General features: G+C 40.1%; 16 protein-coding genes and 1 riboswitch. Of the genes, 4 read left to right on the top strand and 12 right to left on the bottom strand.

Annotated features, from left to right (window positions below; translation table 11 throughout):
- Positions 1-17: 17 nt before the first annotated feature.
- The 3 genes from CYG50_RS13100 to speA all read right to left on the bottom strand — a co-directional run bounded on the left by CYG50_RS13100 (position 18) and on the right by speA (position 4,253).
- Positions 18-797, bottom strand: a complete 780-nt coding sequence (locus CYG50_RS13100; RefSeq protein WP_102137372.1) for an acetoin reductase — start codon at positions 795-797, stop codon at positions 18-20.
- A 335-nt stretch (positions 798-1,132) separates the two neighbouring features.
- Entirely contained in the window at positions 1,133-2,053 is a 921-nt protein-coding gene (gene speB, locus CYG50_RS13105) for an agmatinase (protein ID WP_102137371.1), read from the bottom strand.
- Between the two features lie 295 nt (positions 2,054-2,348).
- The gene (gene speA, locus CYG50_RS13110) at positions 2,349-4,253 is read right to left on the bottom strand and encodes a biosynthetic arginine decarboxylase (RefSeq protein ID WP_102137369.1); all 1,905 of its coding nucleotides are present in this window, start codon (positions 4,251-4,253) and stop codon (positions 2,349-2,351) included.
- A gap of 718 nt (positions 4,254-4,971) precedes the next feature.
- On the opposite strand from speA, the gene metK reads away from it, so the two are divergent.
- Positions 4,972-6,123 (top strand): methionine adenosyltransferase, encoded by a 1,152-nt coding sequence (metK, locus tag CYG50_RS13115; protein ID WP_047755768.1) that lies wholly within the window; start codon positions 4,972-4,974, stop codon positions 6,121-6,123.
- A gap of 72 nt (positions 6,124-6,195) precedes the next feature.
- Here the strand turns inward: metK and CYG50_RS13120 are convergent, their stop codons facing one another.
- Genes CYG50_RS13120 through CYG50_RS13130 form a run of 3 tightly spaced genes read right to left on the bottom strand, consistent with a single transcriptional unit; the run spans position 6,196 to position 7,376 of the window.
- Positions 6,196-6,606 carry a DUF6691 family protein gene (locus tag CYG50_RS13120; RefSeq protein WP_102137368.1) on the bottom strand — a complete coding sequence of 137 codons (411 nt, stop codon included), beginning with the start codon at positions 6,604-6,606 and terminating at the stop codon, positions 6,196-6,198.
- Positions 6,607-6,610: 4 nt separating this feature from the next.
- Positions 6,611-7,048, bottom strand: a complete 438-nt coding sequence (locus CYG50_RS13125; RefSeq protein ID WP_102137367.1) for a YeeE/YedE family protein — start codon at positions 7,046-7,048, stop codon at positions 6,611-6,613.
- Between the two features lies 1 nt (position 7,049).
- Positions 7,050-7,376, bottom strand: a complete 327-nt coding sequence (locus CYG50_RS13130; protein ID WP_102137366.1) for an ArsR/SmtB family transcription factor — start codon at positions 7,374-7,376, stop codon at positions 7,050-7,052.
- 106 nt (positions 7,377-7,482) lie between these two features.
- Between CYG50_RS13130 and CYG50_RS13135 the strand changes: the two genes are divergently transcribed.
- Positions 7,483-8,016, top strand: coding sequence for a SprT family zinc-dependent metalloprotease (locus tag CYG50_RS13135; protein ID WP_102137785.1), 534 nt, complete (start codon positions 7,483-7,485; stop codon positions 8,014-8,016).
- A gap of 32 nt (positions 8,017-8,048) precedes the next feature.
- Here the strand turns inward: CYG50_RS13135 and CYG50_RS13140 are convergent, their stop codons facing one another.
- Positions 8,049-9,119 (bottom strand): magnesium transporter, encoded by a 1,071-nt coding sequence (locus tag CYG50_RS13140; protein ID WP_102137365.1) that lies wholly within the window; start codon positions 9,117-9,119, stop codon positions 8,049-8,051.
- A 72-nt stretch (positions 9,120-9,191) separates the two neighbouring features.
- Positions 9,192-9,364: riboswitch (M-box (ykoK) riboswitch) on the bottom strand.
- A gap of 586 nt (positions 9,365-9,950) precedes the next feature.
- Here CYG50_RS13140 and CYG50_RS13145 point away from each other — a divergent pair.
- The gene (locus tag CYG50_RS13145) at positions 9,951-10,187 is read left to right on the top strand and encodes a HEAT repeat domain-containing protein (protein WP_102137364.1); all 237 of its coding nucleotides are present in this window, start codon (positions 9,951-9,953) and stop codon (positions 10,185-10,187) included.
- A gap of 101 nt (positions 10,188-10,288) precedes the next feature.
- On the opposite strand, the gene hcr is transcribed toward CYG50_RS13145, so the two are convergent.
- Together hcr and hcp are read right to left on the bottom strand one after the other, a co-directional pair.
- Positions 10,289-11,293, bottom strand: a complete 1,005-nt coding sequence (hcr, locus tag CYG50_RS13150) for an NADH oxidoreductase (RefSeq protein ID WP_102137363.1) — start codon at positions 11,291-11,293, stop codon at positions 10,289-10,291.
- Between the two features lie 75 nt (positions 11,294-11,368).
- A complete protein-coding gene (hcp, locus tag CYG50_RS13155) occupies positions 11,369-13,021 on the bottom strand; it encodes a hydroxylamine reductase (RefSeq protein WP_102137362.1) in 1,653 nt (550 codons plus the stop codon).
- Positions 13,022-13,326: 305 nt separating this feature from the next.
- Between hcp and clcA the strand changes: the two genes are divergently transcribed.
- Positions 13,327-14,724, top strand: a complete 1,398-nt coding sequence (gene clcA / locus CYG50_RS13160; protein ID WP_102137361.1) for a H(+)/Cl(-) exchange transporter ClcA — start codon at positions 13,327-13,329, stop codon at positions 14,722-14,724.
- Between the two features lie 70 nt (positions 14,725-14,794).
- Here the strand turns inward: clcA and tehB are convergent, their stop codons facing one another.
- The 3 genes from tehB to CYG50_RS13175 all read right to left on the bottom strand — a co-directional run bounded on the left by tehB (position 14,795) and on the right by CYG50_RS13175 (position 17,834).
- The gene (gene tehB / locus CYG50_RS13165) at positions 14,795-15,685 is read right to left on the bottom strand and encodes an SAM-dependent methyltransferase TehB (RefSeq protein ID WP_102137360.1); all 891 of its coding nucleotides are present in this window, start codon (positions 15,683-15,685) and stop codon (positions 14,795-14,797) included.
- Positions 15,686-15,806: 121 nt separating this feature from the next.
- Entirely contained in the window at positions 15,807-16,886 is a 1,080-nt protein-coding gene (locus tag CYG50_RS13170) for a linear amide C-N hydrolase (RefSeq protein WP_102137359.1), read from the bottom strand.
- Between the two features lie 174 nt (positions 16,887-17,060).
- Entirely contained in the window at positions 17,061-17,834 is a 774-nt protein-coding gene (locus CYG50_RS13175) for a topoisomerase IV (protein WP_102137358.1), read from the bottom strand.
- Between the last annotated feature and the right edge of the window lie 240 nt (positions 17,835-18,074).

Genomic DNA, 18,074 nt, shown 5'->3' on the forward strand with positions numbered 1-18,074 from the left:
AAATTCACATGAGTGAATTAACGATAGACAATCCCACCGTCAGTCAAAATAGATTGACCAGTAATATAGTCAGAGTCATCGCTTGCTAAGAATGCCACTAGACCCGCGACATCATCAGGGGTTTGAGCACGACCAAGCGCGATCCCTTCAACATATTTTTTGTAAGTTTCACCTTTTGGCGCGCCTGTAATTTCAGCGAAGCGCTCATCGATTTCCACCCACATATCAGTACCAACAATACCAGGGCAATACGCATTCACCGTTATACCTGAGCTTGCGTATTCTTTGGCCGCGGCTTGGGTTAACGCACGAACCGCAAATTTAGTTGCAGAGTACACACCTAACATCGCGAAACCATCATGCCCTGCAATAGAAGATGCATTGATGATTTTCCCTTTATGTTTACGTTCTTGGAATTTCTCGCTCGCGGCTTGAATACCCCACATGGTGCCATCTACGTTAATTTTGAAGATTAAATCCATATCTTCTTGGCGAACATCAGCGATTGGCTTAACTTGTGCAATCCCTGCGTTGTTAATCATTACATCAAAACCACCTAACTCCGCTTCTGCATGAGCCACCGCGGCAAAGACTTGGTCACGCTGACTGATATCTGCAGCAAATGTGGTAACTTTACGGCCTAATGCTTCAATTTCTTTGGCAACATCTTGGAGTTTGTCTTTTTTCAAATCCACCAGTGCGATATCAGCCCCTTCTTTCGCTAAACGCAGTGCGATACCACGACCAATACCCTGCGCTGCACCAGTAACTAAAATAACTTTATTATTTAACGCCATACTTATCTCCTACTGAATAATAGCCAAATTGACTAGTCCACCAATCCTCATAAGTTAACAATAATAACAACAAGTTACAAAGTAATGATTTTTACCTACTATTCCTAACTAATAAAAAATATTTCACTATTGGGGCTGTGAATATTTTTTATTTACCAAAGAAAAAGGTATGAATAATGAAATTCGAAGATAATCTTTAATAAAAATCATTCTCAATAAGATAAACAAAAAATGCTATTCCTTTAACTTTATACGATTAATAAACAATTTAATGAGGTTTGAATATAAAAAAGCCACCGAGTAGGTGGCTTTTGTTCGCGTAAACGTTAAATTGTTTATTTTTTAGCGGCTTGAATATATAACATTTCTAATGCGATAGATGCGGCGGCTAATGCTGTGATCTCAGATTGGTCATAAGCGGGAGCGACTTCCACTAAATCCATACCCACGATATTTAATGACTGTATTCCACGCAATAATTTCAATGCACGATCTGACGTTAAACCACCAATAACAGGGGTTCCCGTTCCCGGCGCAAAGGCAGGGTCAAGGCAGTCAATATCGAAAGTCAGATAAACAGGCATATCGCCAACAATCTCTTTGATCTGTGCAACCATGTCATCCACACTGCGATCATTCACCTGAGCTGCATCCAGTACAGTAAAACCATTGTCGCTGTCATGTTCAGTACGAATACCAATTTGCACTGAATGAGTTGGGTCGATTAGGCCTTCTTTTGGCGCATGATAGAACATGGTTCCGTGGTCAAACTTGCTACCATTACCGTAAGTATCTGTATGTGCATCGAAATGAACTAAGGCCATTTTCCCAAAGTGTTTCGCATGAGCACGCAGCAATGGCAATGTAACGAAGTGGTCGCCACCAAAGGTCAAGCAACGTTTACCTGATTCAAGCAGTTTTTCAGTATGGGCTTGCAGTTTGTCACTCATATCTTGTGCATCACCGAAAGCAAATACCACGTCACCACAGTCAACCACATTTAAACGTTCAGTTAACTTAAAGTTCCATGGCCAGCGGTGGCTTTCCCACGCAAGATTCGTGGAAACTTGGCGAATTGCAGCTGGCCCATGACGGCTACCAGCACGACCAGAGGTTGCCATATCAAACGGTACACCGGTGATCACCCACTCTGCATCTGAGCTATAAGGCTGAAAATTCAGCGGAAAACGTAAGAAACCAAATGCGTTAGAAACCAGTGAGTTATCAACTTGATTACCTAAAGTACTATTAATCATTTCTGTTCCTCAAAACGGGCCGGCCCATTAGCAAGCCCTTTTAATATTCAATTCGAATAGTTTTTACCAAATTAACTTCGCACAGTATAAATAATAAACAAATCATATTATTTGCACAAAGTTATTATCTGTTCAGTATCTTAATACGTTATGACTCATATAGTGCGCTAAATAGTTCGTGCTGTCGCTAGGCGGCAAAATGAGCCAATCCCTAGGAGCATACACAAGTATGTGACTAGGGTTGGCAAATGCAGCCAACAACGCGACGGTGCGAAATATAACGCGCATTGAGCATTTATTCGTCTTCAAGATAAGTATACCCATACAAACCATTCTCGAACTCTTCGACAAAGTCTTTTTGCAACTGCTCACTCAAACCCGTGCCTTTTACTTGCTCTGTGAAACTTTCTAATAGGACTTCAGGGACTAATTTAACGTATTGCAGCATATCTGCCACAGAATCGCCCTCTTCACTTTGCAAGTAACGCAGGTTACCTTGGCTATCAACCCAGACATCTATTGCGGCAGTATCACCAAATAAGTTATGCATATTTCCTAAAATTTCCTGATACGCGCCAATCATAAAGAAACCTATCATCGGCGGGTTTTCAGGGTCATAAGCCGGCATTGGCATTGTGGTTTCAACGCCATCACCATCAACGTAGTGGTCAATAATACCATCAGAATCACAGGTGATATCTAACAATACCGCACGGCGGTCTAATGGTTTATCTAACCCTTCAATCGGTAATACTGGGAACACTTGGTCAATTCCCCAAGAGTCTGGCAGCGATTGGAATAAAGAAAAGTTCACATAAAACTTATCAGCCATGCGCTCTTGCAGTTCGTCGATGATTGGACGATGAGCACGATTGCTTGGGTCGAGATCTTGCTGGATACGACGGCAAATATTCAGGTATAGCTCTTCTGCCCATGCACGTTGAGTCAAATCTAACACGCCATGTGCATACTGAGTGTGCGCTTCTTGTAAGTCAAATTGGCTATCATGCAACCATTCACGTAATGAACGGCTATTGCCCTGATGCTGCATCGACTCCCAGGTATCCCATAAGGAAATTAATGAACGCGGTGCATCTTCATGTGGCGGTGTTGTTTTGGTAAATTCATTGCGTTCAACCCCAATCACATTGGAGACTAAAACGGTATGATGAGCGGTAAGTGCTCGGCCAGACTCCGTGATCACCGTTGGGTGCGGTAAATTAAACTCTTCACACGCATCCCCAATCGCCCAAATGACGTTGTTGGCGTATTCATTTAAGCCATAGTTGACGGAGCAATCGGATTGAGAACGAGTACCTTCATAATCAACACCAAGGCCACCGCCCACATCAAAGCACTGGATATTGACACCTAAGCGATGCAATTCCACATAAAAGCGGGCTGATTCACGGACACCAGTGGCAATATCGCGAATATTGGCCATCTGAGAGCCTAAATGGAAATGAAGCAACTGCAAACTATCTAGGCGATTTGCATTGCGTAAAATTTCCACTAACTGTAATACTTGGGTTGCAGCCAAACCAAATTTAGATTTTTCACCACCACTTGCTTGCCACTTACCTGAGCCTTGAGAAGCCAAACGGGCGCGAACCCCTAAGCGTGGCGTGACATTTAAGCTTTCCGCTTCTTTTAACACCATCTCAATTTCAGACATTTTTTCGATAACAAGGTAAACCTTATGACCCAATTTTTCCCCAATTAACGCTAATCGGATATATTCACGGTCTTTATATCCATTACAGACGATAACGGTTTGTGTTTTACCTGCGTTCGCTAAAACTGCCATTAACTCAGCTTTTGAGCCAGCTTCAAGCCCTAACGGTTCCCCAGAATTAACTAATGATTCAATGACTCGGCGTTGTTGGTTAACTTTTATTGGATAAACCAAAAAGTAATCGCCTTTATAGCCATAAGACTCACGTGCGCGTCTAAATGCTGCGTTTATTGAACGCAAACGGTGCTGTAAGATTTGCGGGAAACAAAACAGTGCAGGTAAGCGTAAATGCTCCTGCTCTTCTTTCACTTGATTAACAAGGTCAGCTAAATCAACAAAGGTGTCAGGGTTCTCAGGGTTCGGGCAAACACAGACATTTCCGCGCTCATTCACCTGATAGTAACCACCACCCCAATACGCGATGTTGTACGTCTGACGCATTTTGCGAGCGATATTATCATTCATAATAAACTCCTTTATGGAGGGGTGAGTGACGCGTTCTCCTTCCTGATGTATGTCAGTGAAGACATAACACTGCAAGGCAGTTATGTTGGGGAAACGGCAATACTCAGATTTTAATAAAAAGTGCTTAGAACTTCTAAACAGTGACAATATACGACCTTAAGCTGACAGATTAATGACTCAGCCTCGAAGGTGTATTAAAGATGTGACGGTAACTTCGTGATGAAGTAAAGAATGACAGGAAAGTAAATGCCAAAGTCACGCGGCGGTCCGCATATGACGGTTGGATACTGTTATTCAGTAGATTATGGATCATTACCCATTAACCCCCAATATAACTGTTTACCCTTTTAAAATTTCAATGTGGTAGCACTATTTTGGCAGGTTGACCTGTTGATTTAAGCTATATCACCTTATTTTTTATTGAAATTCAAAAGCTTATAAACATTCCTGATAGATAGCAGTCATTTTATATTATCCTGCTGGTATATAACGGGAAATAACAACCATCCGTTACGGTCGCAGTTTATACATCTATTACGCTCAAAAAGCAAAACCAAAATGACTAAATTGCGATAAAACTTTACCTATTGCTGTTTTATGTCCCTATTCGTTTTTTGTATAAATACAGGTAGAAATTTTTACTGTATGGGACTAAAATAGCCGTCTAGATGTTAAAACATCCAATTATAAATTTGCGAATTCTTAAGGTATTAATCTCATGGCTACACATCTCTTTACTTCTGAGTCTGTATCAGAAGGGCATCCAGATAAAATTGCTGATCAAATCTCTGACGCAGTACTTGATGCTATTCTGGAACAAGACCCGAAAGCTCGCGTTGCCTGCGAAACCTACGTCAAAACAGGTATGGTAATGGTCGGGGGAGAAATCACCACCAGCGCTTGGGTTGATATTGAAGAAATCACGCGCAAAACTGTTCGCGAAATTGGCTATACCAGTTCCGAAATGGGCTTTGATGCCAATTCATGTGCCGTTTTAAGTGCGATTGGTAAACAGTCGCCCGATATCAACCAAGGTGTTGACCGTGTTGACCCATCAGAACAAGGCGCGGGTGACCAAGGCCTGATGTTTGGTTATGCAACCAACGAAACTGATGTATTAATGCCTGCTCCTATTACTTATGCACACCGCTTAGTGCAGCGCCAAGCAGATGTTCGTAAAAATGGCACGTTGCCATGGTTACGCCCTGACGCGAAAAGTCAGGTTACTTTCCAATACGACAATAATAAAATTGTGGGTATTGACGCTGTTGTTTTATCTACTCAACATTCTGAAGATATTCAACAAAAAGACCTGCATGAAGCCGTGATGGAAGAAATCATCAAGCCAGTTCTCCCTGCAGAATGGTTATCAAAAGAGACAAAATACTTTATTAACCCAACGGGCCGTTTTGTTATCGGTGGTCCTATGGGTGACTGTGGTTTAACAGGCCGTAAAATCATTGTAGATACCTACGGCGGTATGGCTCGCCATGGTGGTGGGGCATTCTCTGGTAAAGACCCATCAAAAGTTGACCGTTCAGCAGCCTATGCAGCACGTTACGTGGCAAAAAATATTGTCGCAGCTGGCCTTGCAGACCGTTGTGAAATCCAAGTTTCTTACGCTATCGGTGTCGCAGAACCTACCTCGATTATGGTAGAGACGTTCGGCACAGGTAAAGTTGATGAATCACTGTTAATCCAATTAGTTCGTGAATTCTTTGACTTACGTCCTTACGGCTTAATTAAGATGCTGGATTTATTACACCCTATTTACCAACAAACTGCTTCATATGGCCATTTTGGTCGTTCTCAGTTCCCTTGGGAAAAAACGGATAAAGCAGAAGCATTGCGCGCCGCTGCGGGCTTGTAATTACTTTAGTAAATAAATTACATACAAAAAAACCCATCATTTGATGGGTTTTTTATTGCTCACAATGAACGATTAATTTTTTTGCGTAAACTGAAAAATTGCCATTCCAGCAACCATCGCTAATGTGAATATTATTCCTTGCGTTAATCCCATTCCTGTTAACAATAATGCAGGCCCTGGGCAGATCCCGGCTAGCCCCCACCCCACACCAAATAACACACTTCCAGTGACTAGTTTTTTATCAATCGTTTGATTTGTGGGTATTTGTAATGGGCAGTTAAGTAGGCTAACAGAACGTTTTTTGACCCATAAAAAAGTCATTCCACTAATTACCATTCCAACGGCCATCGTAATTAATAAAGAAGGATCCCACGTTCCAGTAATATCTAAAAACGCTAAAATTTTTGCTGGGTTTCCCATTCCGGCAATGACTAATCCTAGGCCAAATAATATCCCTGAAATTAATGCGATAAGAATAGGCATTGCTTTATCTCCCTATCCCAAAATGGTTGGCTAGAGCGACAGTCACAAAAGCAACGATCATAAAGAGCAATACTGCAACAATGGAACGACGGGATAACCTTGCCATACCGCAGATCCCATGACCGCTAGTACAGCCACTTCCCAGCCGTGAGCCAAAGCCGACAAACAGCCCAGCTAAAACTAAAATAGGTGTGCTGGTCGCAATGTTAACTTCAGGTGTATACGCCAACCATGTAAATAACATTGGAGCGCTCATCAGGCCAATAATAAAAGCCACTTTCCACGCTGTATCCCCCTTAGTCGGTTTCAACAACCCGCCTAGGATACCACTGATACCGGCAATACGACCGTTAAATACTAATAAAATTGCAGCGGCTAAGCCAATCAACACTCCCCCAACTGCGGCAGACAGTGGCGTAAAATTAGCCCAATCTATGGTCATTTCATTTCTCCTTCACGGGGCAATAAAGCTGATATAACGTATTGAGCAGCGTAAATAATTTCTCATCTGCAATCGCATAGTAAATACGCTTTCCTTCTCGGCGCGTCATCACTAAGCCTTCATTACGCAATACCGTTAATTGTTGAGAGAGTGTCGGTTGTAATATTCCTAGCTGCTCTTCTAACTCACTAACGCAGGCTTCACCCTGTGTTAACTGGCATAGTAAAATTAAACGATCTGGATTCCCTAGTGTTTTCAGTAACGAAGCTGTTTCTAACGCGGCCTGCTTCATCGCTAACAGTTGCTGTTCAGAGGTATTATTGTGCATATGTTATGTCTGACATTTATTATATAAAAATACAATATATCTTTCGGTATAATGTATGTCAATTATTGCTTGTTTATGTCCATTACCTTCACGTATCCTTTACCCCATGAAAACAATCCGTGTGCCACTCTTTTTACAGCAACAAGTCATGCGCATATTGCGAGAAAAGCTCGCACTTGCAGAGCACAAACTCGAGCAGTCATTTTCGGAACCAACGGTTAATTACAAGCAACGAGGGACAACCGCGGGGAGTGCTTATTTAAAAGAATGGGAAATCCGCCTTAACCCCAGTTTACTCATTGAAAATACAGAACAATTTATTGATGAGGTTGTGCCTCATGAATTAGCACATCTGTTGGTTTTTCATGTATTTGGCCGCAAAGGTATCGCTCCACATGGCAAAGAATGGAAATGGATGATGCAACATGTACTGGAAGTCACTGCGAAACGTACACACAACTTTGCGGTTACAACAGTAAAAAGTCGAACATTTCGCTACCGTTGTGCCTGTGAAATGACCCATGAATTAACCATACGCCGTCATAACAAAGTGTTACGTGGTGAGAACCAATATTTATGTCGAAAATGTGGGGAAGTGTTAAAACAAGAAGAGATTTCTATCGCTGCGACAGAAAATTAGCTTTTCTGCCGCATCAAGTTTGAGGTGTGCGCTTAAGCAAACTCCGTCATCACTAATTTTGCGATTTCAAAGTAGATAATTAAGCCAGTTCCATCAATAAAAGTCGCAATGAACGGTGCAGAAACAACTGCTGGGTCCACTTTTAACTTCTTCAATACCATTGGAATAATTGAAGAAACAACCGCACTCCACATTGTGATAGCAACGATGGTTAAGCTAACCACAATAGTGACCTCGTGGCCAACACCTAAAATCCACGCACGGATTAATGCTGCACCACCGATAGTCACCGCCACTAAAAATGAGGTGGAGACCTCTTTCTTCAGAACGGTACCAAGGTTGCGTAAACTCACCTCGCCGAGCGCCATTGCACGGACTAATGTCGATGTAATTTGCGTTCCACTATTACCGCCTGTACCAATCAACAGTGGAATGAAAAACGCTAACGAAATTGCTGCTTCGAGTTGTTCTTCAAACGCTTTTAACACTGTTCCTGTATACGCTTCGGCCACAAATAGCATCAACAACCAAACGACACGTTTACGCCATAGAGTTACAGGGCTTGTCGTTAAGTAAGGCTCATCTAACGGGGTGGTCGCGCCTTGTAACTGCGCATCAAGTGTATTCTCATCTTCAATCAGTTCGGCGATATCTTGCGGACGCAAAACACCCATTAATTTGCCAAATTGCACCACAGGTATCATATCTAAACCGCTATGATTAATCAGATCATAAACATCATGACGTGACTGTTCCGGGGCAACAGAAAAATAATTGTGTCGCATGATATCAGACACTAATAAATTTTCAGGTGAAGCTAATAATGATTTGACTGAAAGAATACCATTTAAATAATTGTCGTTGTCGACAACAAATAAATAGGTTGGGATTTGCTCGCCATCAAGATGCTCAATAAGATTTTGTTTCACGCAAGCTATTGAGTCCGCGACAGATACTGGCAAATATGATTGGCTCATATAAGCACTTACTGTTGCATCATCAACTTTTGGTGATTGTGTATTATTGTCTTTGAGGCGTGCGCCTTTCATTGCGGACTGAGCAATAGCAACTGCTCCCGCTTTGTTCTGGGTAGTGAATGTCATTTTTTAGTCCCTATTACTGTTGGTTACTCAAACAGTACTCACATAGGGGCGAAACCAGATGAGAGAATGCAAAAGCTATCTCTTCGTCTCGGTTTTAGCACTATACAACGTATCCTGACTTTAGCAGGAAGTTACATGGGGATATACCTTCGGTCGATATATCCTGTCCTGATCTTGGGCGTCTCTCGACGTCGTCAGATCAGTAACCTATGTTTGTATAGGAGCCTCGCCTAACGAGATACTGCACTTTGGATGCGGCGCGAATTATACCCACTGGTGAATTAATTGCCACCCTATATCTACGTTTTTTTACGCATGGGAAACTTATTGTTTAAGTTCTGTTTAAGTTCATATGAATTACATCCACATAATGTAATAAAATGTAACTAATAATAAAATTAGATATTCAAATTAAAATAAATATATTTAGTTACTTCCCTACAACCAATCCTTGAATAAATCAAAGTAAGATCTGTAATATTATTTAACAAATCTTATCGATAATTAGTCAAAACTTATCCTTCTATTTACCTTACAATACAAAAATAACAACATAAAGGAGTAAGCATAATTAAATATAAACAATACGCTCTATAAGAGTAGATGCAATAACTAATGCCAACTGCCAATTGGTTTTTTATATTAACAATGTGCAAATAAGCAAATAATGAAATAAGAAAATACACTTATGTCGCTATTTAAATCGACATTGTTATTGGAAAGCATTTTTTTAGATTGTTAATATTTAATATCAAGCATCAATTTAGTATTAAATATTACGGGAATTATCTTAGAATATTTTTTATTTTATTTAACAGTGAAAGTTTTATTATGGATAAAGTAATTGTTGGGATGTTAACAAATTTAACATTTCGCGTAAACGATGAAATCAAAATTGCAGCTATTTCCGCTTTAGGTGATTTCAAAGCAACGATTGAATATAATGATGCCATCATTCGGATCATAGAGTTATGTCAAGATCCAAACAAAGAAGTGGCTGTATCAGCGATTAATACACTGAGTAAGCTATCTATTTATTTTTTACGTGGTTCACTACCAGAACATTAATTACACTCTCATTCTGAGTACTGTAAATAATTACTATGATCTATTTTATAATACTGTCCCATTAATAATCTAATGAGACAGTTTGCGTATATTAAATGGTTTTACGCTATTTCAGTGTTACCTTGTAATTGGCAGCTGCAAGCTAAAACATAACCTTCAGCGATTTCTGCTTCAGTTAATGTCATTGTGCTTGTTGTTGTGTATTTCCCTGATAGCACTTTTGTTTTACAGCTTCCACAAACCCCTGCTCGGCAAGCCGCAATAACGGGCTGTTTATTTTGCTCCAGTGCAGATAATAAAGAAGTACCTACTGGGACTTTAAAATCGACCAATCGTTGACGAATTTTTAACGTAAGAATATCTTCACTATCAACAATATCTGGTTCAGTAGAAAAACGCTCCATAAAGAAATGTTCAGTAGGAACACCTAAATTCGCAGCAAATTGCTGTGCATTTTTCATATAAGGCACTGGCCCACATGTCATTACAATTCGTGAATCAATATCGGGTACTAAAGCTTTTAGTTTCTCTTCAGTTAAACGCCCTTGAGCAACATCGCCATTATCGGGAGTTTCTGGCATGACACACAACTGCAATCGTTCTGGGTATAGCTGAACCAGCTTTTGCCACTCCTGCGCAAAAATAACTTGCTTATCATCGCGAACATTAAAGAGTACTTTTACATGAGAACTCGGACGATTTACCATCAGCCAACGAGTCATTGACATAATCGGTGTCACACCACACCCTGCTGCTAACATCAAATACTGAGTATTTTTTAGATTAGCACACGTGAATTCCCCTTGCGCTTCAGAAAGCCAAAGATAGTCACCCTCTTTAACCGAACGTGTTAACCAATTTGACCCTTGACCATCATCTAAACGCCTGACTGTAATGGATATAAATCGACTTTGCCCGGGTGATGATGAAAGAGTGTAAGCACGCATGACATCATCACTATTTTTAATACTGACCAAGGCATATTGACCAGGTGAATATATATAAAAATCATGATTGATAAGATTGATTGTCCAGACATCCGATGTTTCTTGGATAATCGAATGAACTTGCATTCTATTTGGACATAAACTGCTTGGCATGGTCATCGCGCTACTCCTTTAAAGGGGGTCGCAGCCCCCGGCTTTCACATCGTTTTTAAGCTTTTTCTATCGTTTTATTGATCATGCAGGTAAGATTTCTGCCAGATCTTGCTCAACCGTCGTAATACTACGCATGCCAAACTTCTCATTTAGCACATTTAATAAGTTTTCAGTTAAGAAACCCGGTGCTGTTGGGCCGGTATAAATATTTTTCACACCCAACGCTAACAATGTTAAGAGGATAACGATCGCTTTTTGCTCAAACCAAGACAGAATCAAACTCAATGGCAAATCATTAATACCACAACCAAGTTTTTCTGATAGATTCACTGCAAGCATGATTGCAGAATACGCATCGTTACATTGTCCTACATCCAGTAAGCGTGGCAGCCCTTCTAATGTACCGAAATCTAATTTGTTAAAACGATACTTACCACAAGCAAGTGTTAGGATTAAGCAATCTTCAGGCACACTACGCGCAAAATCTGTGTAATAGCTACGCTCACCGCGGCTACCATCACAACCACCAACAAGGAATACGTGACGTAATTTTTTCTGTGAAACTAAATCAATCACCGCATCTGCCGCGCCTAACAGTGTTTGACGACCAAAACCAACGGTAATTTTGTGCTCGATTTCAGTATACGGGAAACCGGTAAGCGACTGAGCTTGAGCTATCATTGCAGAAAAATCATCGCCAACTAAATGTTTTGCACCCGGCCAACCCACAATACTACGCGTCCAGATACGGTCTTTATAATCTCCAACATCAGGGTCAATGATACAGTTAGAGGTCATCAAGATAGACCCTGGGAATTTTGCAAATTCCACTTGCTGATTTTGCCAACCGCTACCATAGTTACCGACTAAATGAGGGTATTTTTTCAGTTCTGGGTAACCATGTGCTGGCAGCATTTCACCGTGAGTATAAATATTGATACCCGTACCTTCGGTTTGCTCTAACAGCATTTTTAAGTCTTTCAGGTCATGGCCTGAAATCAAAATACATTTCCCAGCGACTGGGCGAACGTTGACTTCCGTTGGTGTTGGATGACCAAATTCACTCGTTTCACCTGCATCCAGAATTTCCATGATCTTGAAATTCATCAAACCAATTGCCATGGCATTATCAAGCAGCTCATTCATATCTGATGGCAATGTTCCAAGCCAAGCCATAATTTCATGATATTGACCATAAACATCATTATCATACTGGCCTAAAACATGGGCGTGTTCCATATAGGCTGCTGCACCTTTTAAGCCATACAGGCATAACATACGTAAACCGTGAATGTCTTCACCGACTTCAGCTTTATCAATATCTAATGAAAATTGAGCCGCCTGTTCCTGCAAGGTTGGAATATCAGTCCCATTTAATTGCAAATTAATTAATGGGTGATTGAAAGCCACTGCACTATTCACAGATAGGCAATGTTTGATTAATTTATCACGTAAATAAATAGCTTCACGGGCATAACCAATAATACGCTCTGAATCAAAGTTGACGTTGGTTAAGGTAGAGAAAAATGCGCGCGGAGCAAAACTATCAATATCATGGTCAATAATACCCAGTGAGCGAGCAGTGACTGCGCTTGCAGATAAGCTTTGCAATACAGCAACTAATAAATCTTGTAGGTCAGATGTTTCTGCTGTTTTACCGCACATACCCTGCGCGTATGCACAGCCATTTCCAGCTGGAGTTCTAATTGTTTGTTCACATTGCACACAGTACATGTTGTTGGCCTCTTAAAGTTGCATTTCAAATACAACATTAAGACTACGCTCTTTATTAGAATAAAAAAGTGGAATTATTCGTTATCTAACGGTTTATTGATCTATATTAATATTCATTGCAAATGAGAACTATTAACAATATTAAAAGTATGCTATTCGTGCTGATTAATTTTATTTTTCACCTTTCTTGCTTAAATTCCCTATTTTGCATTTTATTTTATTCCTGATAACGTTCTTACGATAACTCTTGTTATACTTACCTATAAGTGTTTGTTATTCCATCGTATAAAGAGAATCCAATAAAGATGAGCCAAGTAAATTCAGTAAGTAAATCTATGATGAAAAATAGATTGCGGATTTTTAAACGGTTAAAAGAGTCAGATAAAACACCTGTAAAAATCTTACTACTCGCCGCACTGATTGGTGCAGCAGTCGGTCTTATCGGCTCACTATTTGAATTAGGAACAACTTGGATTAGCAACTATCGCATTCAATCGGTGAGTGAATGGGTTGCCCCTAAATGGTTGATGGTTGTGGGGATGTTTTTTATCTCTGCACTTCTTGCCATGTTAGGTTACTACCTTGTTAAACGGTTCTCTCCTGAATCAGGTGGGTCTGGGATCCCAGAAATTGAAGGTGCATTACAGGATTTACGCCCTGTAAGGTGGTGGAGAGTCATCCCGGTTAAGTTTATTGGTGGATTAGGGACATTGGGCTCAGGCATGGTGTTAGGACGAGAAGGGCCAACCGTGCAACTTGGTGCGAACCTTAGCCAAATGTTCTATGATTTATTTCGTTTAAAAGACAATGAGTCACGCCATACGTTGCTTGCCTCTGGTGCTGCCGCGGGTTTATCCACTGCATTTAATGCCCCTTTAGCCGGTATTTTATTTATTATTGAAGAAATGCGCCCACAATTTAAATACAGTTTAATTTCAATTAAAGCGGTATTTATCGGTGTTGTTACCTCCACGATTGTCTATCGGTTAATTAATGGGGAAGCTATTGTATTAAATATCGGCCAATTTTCTTCTGCGCCAATGAATACTTTATGGCTTTATTTAATTTTAGGTTTAATGTTTGGTGTCATCGGTATCTGTTTTAATGGCTTTTTATTGTACTTACAAAGCAAATTTTTAGCATTTTACCAAAATAAAATTTCTCGCTTTGTCTTGATGGGCGGGTTAATTGGTGGTGCCTGTGGTGCAGTTGGTGTTTACCTGCCTGAAATTGTTGGTGGTGGTTATTCAGTGATCCACCAGATGGTTGCAGGCCAATTCACCATCACATTGTTATTCATATTTTTTGCTTTACGGTTTTTGACTTCAACGATCAGCTTTAGCTCTGGTGCTCCAGGGGGCATTTTCTCCCCTTTACTCGCCCTTGGGACCTTATTTGGTGGTGTTTTCGGCTATGCTGCCCTCGAAATATTCCCTAATTACCAAATTGAAGTGGCTACTTTCGCTATTGCTGGCATGGGAGCTTTATTTGCCGCAACCGTCAGAGCGCCATTAACGGGAATAGTTTTAGTTTTAGAAATGACAAATAACTACCAGTTAATCTTACCTATGATTATTACCTGCATTGGCGCCACAATGGTGGCTCAATTTTTAGGTGGCAAACCGCTTTACTCTGTGTTGTTAGAAAAAACCTTAGCCCGTAGCGAAAAAGAAACCGCTCCCCCCGCCACTGACAAACCTTAAATAGTAGAAGTAAAAAGAGTTGCCGACAGTGGCAACTCTTTTATTAAGATAACCTATGCTAGTTTCTTACTTATTTTTTCTTGGCAATGAGTGTCGCAAAGTTTAATTTAATACGGTTACCTTGTGAATCCGTGCGATGTAAGTGACCAGGATTTTCATTATATTTCAAAATATCCCAATCTTTATAGTACCCTTCTAGCTCGCCTGGTTTTAAGAAGCATTTGAATGGCACTAAATCCAGTGGTGCATCTGGCGTTTCAACAGCACACACAATAACGTTAACTCCCCCTGGCAGGGTATGTTCTTGCATATTAGTAATAACATTGGCAATTTTTTCTCTTTGCAAGAACATCAGTACAACAGTGGAAATAATAAGTTCGTAATCCTCTTGTATCTGGTGACTATTAATGTCGTAAACCGCTGTATGAATATTTTCAACTCCGGCTTGTTTTTTAACAAAGTCAATCGCTTGGATATGTTGAGGGTTAATATCTACCGAGGTCACGTCGTACCCCTGCAAGGCAAGATAAAAACTATTGCGGCCCCGCCCTGAACCTAAGTCCAATGTTTTACATGGCTTACTAAGGTGATTCTCACACAAATAGCGCACTTCTGAATGTGGGGTCGTTAGCCCGTGCTCTTTATAAAATTTCAGTTCTGATTTGCATAAAAAATCGAGTTGGCACTCCATGTCATCACTACACGCGGAAATGCGGTGCCAAACCTGAGGCTCAATAATAGGCGGTTGGTTATGAATATCAAAGGTAAAGTGTTGCTCGCTGCCATCTTCATTAAAAATGATAAAGTCTAAAGAGCCTTTTAGCACTTTCAACTGTGCGTATGTATCCTCTTTTGTATTATGGCGCTCTTGGAACATTAACGGTAAGGAATTTTTATTCCAAACTGGCATAGTTTTGTAACACACGAGATCATTCATATCATCACCACCAATAAGTTGCATTTTAAATACATCTTATACCGTTAGTTTGCTATCTGCAAAATATTCATGAATAAACTATCGAGGACTTGATTCATATCAACCCCCTAAAGGTAAAGGAGGCTGATATGCTTTATAAGCGATATTAATATCTTAATTGTTCCGCGCTTAATCCTAAGAATTCAAAAGGTTTTGAAACGACATAACTGTTGGTCGCATCCCCTGAATAGATATGGCTCTGCTCTTCACCAAGGTCCAATTTCTTCACTTTTCCCGTTTCAGCCGAAAAGTCAATTTTTGCTAAATCAGTCCAAAAAATATTTGGCGTTAATGCCGATTCAAAAAAGTAGAGCTGGCGTTTATGGTCAACTAATGTTCGCCAACGTGTAGATGAAATTTCAGGCGAACTTTCGGACGTCAATCCGTAAGGAACGGATACATTACGTACCACACTGAAAACGCTAGCTACCGCTTTATTAGGTGTTGTTTTTTGAGGGATTGCATTAATATAAAACTGAGCACGAGCAAATCTATCAGCGGAACGGTTAGTCCCCGGTAACATGACAGTGCCACCAATACCTTGCCAATATTCCTGCATTGCTAATTGCTTTTCATAAGCCGGTGAGTTAGTCATCACTTGATATTTGCGGCTATGATGAATGACCTGTTTACCATCAATATATTCAATAATTGCGCTATCGCCACTCGCATCTGATAATGATAAATGCAACGTTGCTAGTCTATCTTGTCCTGGAACATTATCCGTTGCGACGACAAGTGGATTTTTTTCTAGGTCAGCTACCGCTTCTTCTACTGTCGCATAATTATCTAGAACATATTGCGCCCATAAAGATATCGACAATGCAGGTTGCTTGTTATCGAGTTGAGGGTATTTTGATTCCGCAAGCCAGAGTAAATTAGCAACAAGGCCTTCCTCGTTCACTCCATCAGTCGTTGAAATGTCATAACCCGAGGCTATCACACTACCGTATTTTGATTTCCATTTTAAAGAGTTAGGCCCTGCAATACCGTCACGCTCCATGCCTCGAGGAAAGATCCATAGATTGGTACCAATATCATATTTCCAATCCATTGTTCTTCCGGTCATTATTTGTTCATTTTCACCTAAATAAACAACTCGGGTACAAGCTTGGCTAACTGTAATCGGCATTGATATCGCTGCAGTTGCGGCAAGTGCTACGATACTTTTCTTAATAAATTGCATGCCATCTCCAAAATAGTTAAAAATAAATTTACATAATAAGCATACTACATAAATACGAACTATTTATGCTCAAAGAATAATGTATTAAAAAAAGTGCGATTAACACAATGAAATATAATAAATAATGACACAAAATGGCACCCATATTAACCAGTGCCATTTTGCGAGAAAGAATTAATTATTTACTGATGAAAATAAAGAACGTAACAATGCGGCTTTTTTCGGATTATCTGGAATCGATAATATTTCATCATAAAAGCTGATAGAAATACGGCAAGCTAGTGCAGGAGATTTCTTCCCAGCCTCTAAATTCCCAAGGATTGCAGTATCTGCACCATACTTTGCAGAAAGACCGCTAGCAAGTTGCGTTAACTCATCCGAATACTCTTTAGAGGACATCAACGTCTGTCTTACGCCTTCCTCACTGGAAATTAAGAGTTCATTAGTTGCCTGAATTTGCTTCAGCAAAACAGCTTGGCTTTTTTGTGGCGGAATAATTTCTGCTGTTTCTCTTAGGTGCGGAAACAATGAATAAAAACATGTTTTTCCTGTTGGATCTTCTTCCAATAAGACTTTCAGGTAATCATTCACTCTACTGGTAAAATTAATCACGGAATCATCAGAGGCATATTCCATTCGTTCGAGTACTAACTTCATGACATTTCCAACAACCTGATCAAACAGTTGGCGGCGTAAGTCTTCATTAGCTGGGTCGTACTGTGTAATTAAGTGCTCAAAACTTTGGTAGGTTTCAGGGCTTATTTTCTTAACCGTCGCGATAATCGGCAGCTCTTTTTCTACTTGAGCAAGTGCTTCTGAATGAATGGCACTATTATTTTCTGTAGATAACACATTGTTATCTTTACTTAACCAATAAAAACCGAATGCAAATGCAATAAAAATAATGCTAACAATTAATGCGGTTTTACGTGAGTTATTTGTATTCAAAGTTACCCTGCCTTTTCTTGGTAAAACGGTTCCCCACAAACACTTTCAAGCTGATTATAGATTGCAAAACTAATTGAATATAATGTCATGGCATCTAAAAACGCTAATCTTCATGTATCTAAAGCGCTAATCCATGAATTGATCTATAAAAAGTGATAATGCTTATTTTAGCTTGTATCAAAGTCGTCTAGCTATAGGAATAAAGGAAATTGCGAGGTTAAGACGAGGGAATTTGCCACA

Origin of the sequence: Providencia huaxiensis (assembly GCF_002843235.3) — a bacterium.
Classification (GTDB): domain Bacteria; phylum Pseudomonadota; class Gammaproteobacteria; order Enterobacterales; family Enterobacteriaceae; genus Providencia; species Providencia huaxiensis.

Bases quoted from the DNA above. Each gene is read 5' to 3' on its own strand.
- CYG50_RS13100 (WP_102137372.1), bottom strand. From the start codon at position 797: ATGGCGTTAAATAATAAAGTTATTTTAGTTACTGGTGCAGCGCAGGGT.
- speB (WP_102137371.1), bottom strand. From the start codon at position 2,053: ATGATTAATAGTACTTTAGGTAATCAAGTTGATAACTCACTGGTTTCT.
- speA (WP_102137369.1), bottom strand. From the start codon at position 4,253: ATGAATGATAATATCGCTCGCAAAATGCGTCAGACGTACAACATCGCG.
- metK (WP_047755768.1), top strand. From the start codon at position 4,972: ATGGCTACACATCTCTTTACTTCTGAGTCTGTATCAGAAGGGCATCCA.
- CYG50_RS13120 (WP_102137368.1), bottom strand. From the start codon at position 6,606: ATGCCTATTCTTATCGCATTAATTTCAGGGATATTATTTGGCCTAGGA.
- CYG50_RS13125 (WP_102137367.1), bottom strand. From the start codon at position 7,048: ATGACCATAGATTGGGCTAATTTTACGCCACTGTCTGCCGCAGTTGGG.
- CYG50_RS13130 (WP_102137366.1), bottom strand. From the start codon at position 7,376: ATGCACAATAATACCTCTGAACAGCAACTGTTAGCGATGAAGCAGGCC.
- CYG50_RS13135 (WP_102137785.1), top strand. From the start codon at position 7,483: ATGAAAACAATCCGTGTGCCACTCTTTTTACAGCAACAAGTCATGCGC.
- CYG50_RS13140 (WP_102137365.1), bottom strand. From the start codon at position 9,119: ATGACATTCACTACCCAGAACAAAGCGGGAGCAGTTGCTATTGCTCAG.
- CYG50_RS13145 (WP_102137364.1), top strand. From the start codon at position 9,951: ATGGATAAAGTAATTGTTGGGATGTTAACAAATTTAACATTTCGCGTA.
- hcr (WP_102137363.1), bottom strand. From the start codon at position 11,293: ATGACCATGCCAAGCAGTTTATGTCCAAATAGAATGCAAGTTCATTCG.
- hcp (WP_102137362.1), bottom strand. From the start codon at position 13,021: ATGTACTGTGTGCAATGTGAACAAACAATTAGAACTCCAGCTGGAAAT.
- clcA (WP_102137361.1), top strand. From the start codon at position 13,327: ATGAGCCAAGTAAATTCAGTAAGTAAATCTATGATGAAAAATAGATTG.
- tehB (WP_102137360.1), bottom strand. From the start codon at position 15,685: ATGCAACTTATTGGTGGTGATGATATGAATGATCTCGTGTGTTACAAA.
- CYG50_RS13170 (WP_102137359.1), bottom strand. From the start codon at position 16,886: ATGCAATTTATTAAGAAAAGTATCGTAGCACTTGCCGCAACTGCAGCG.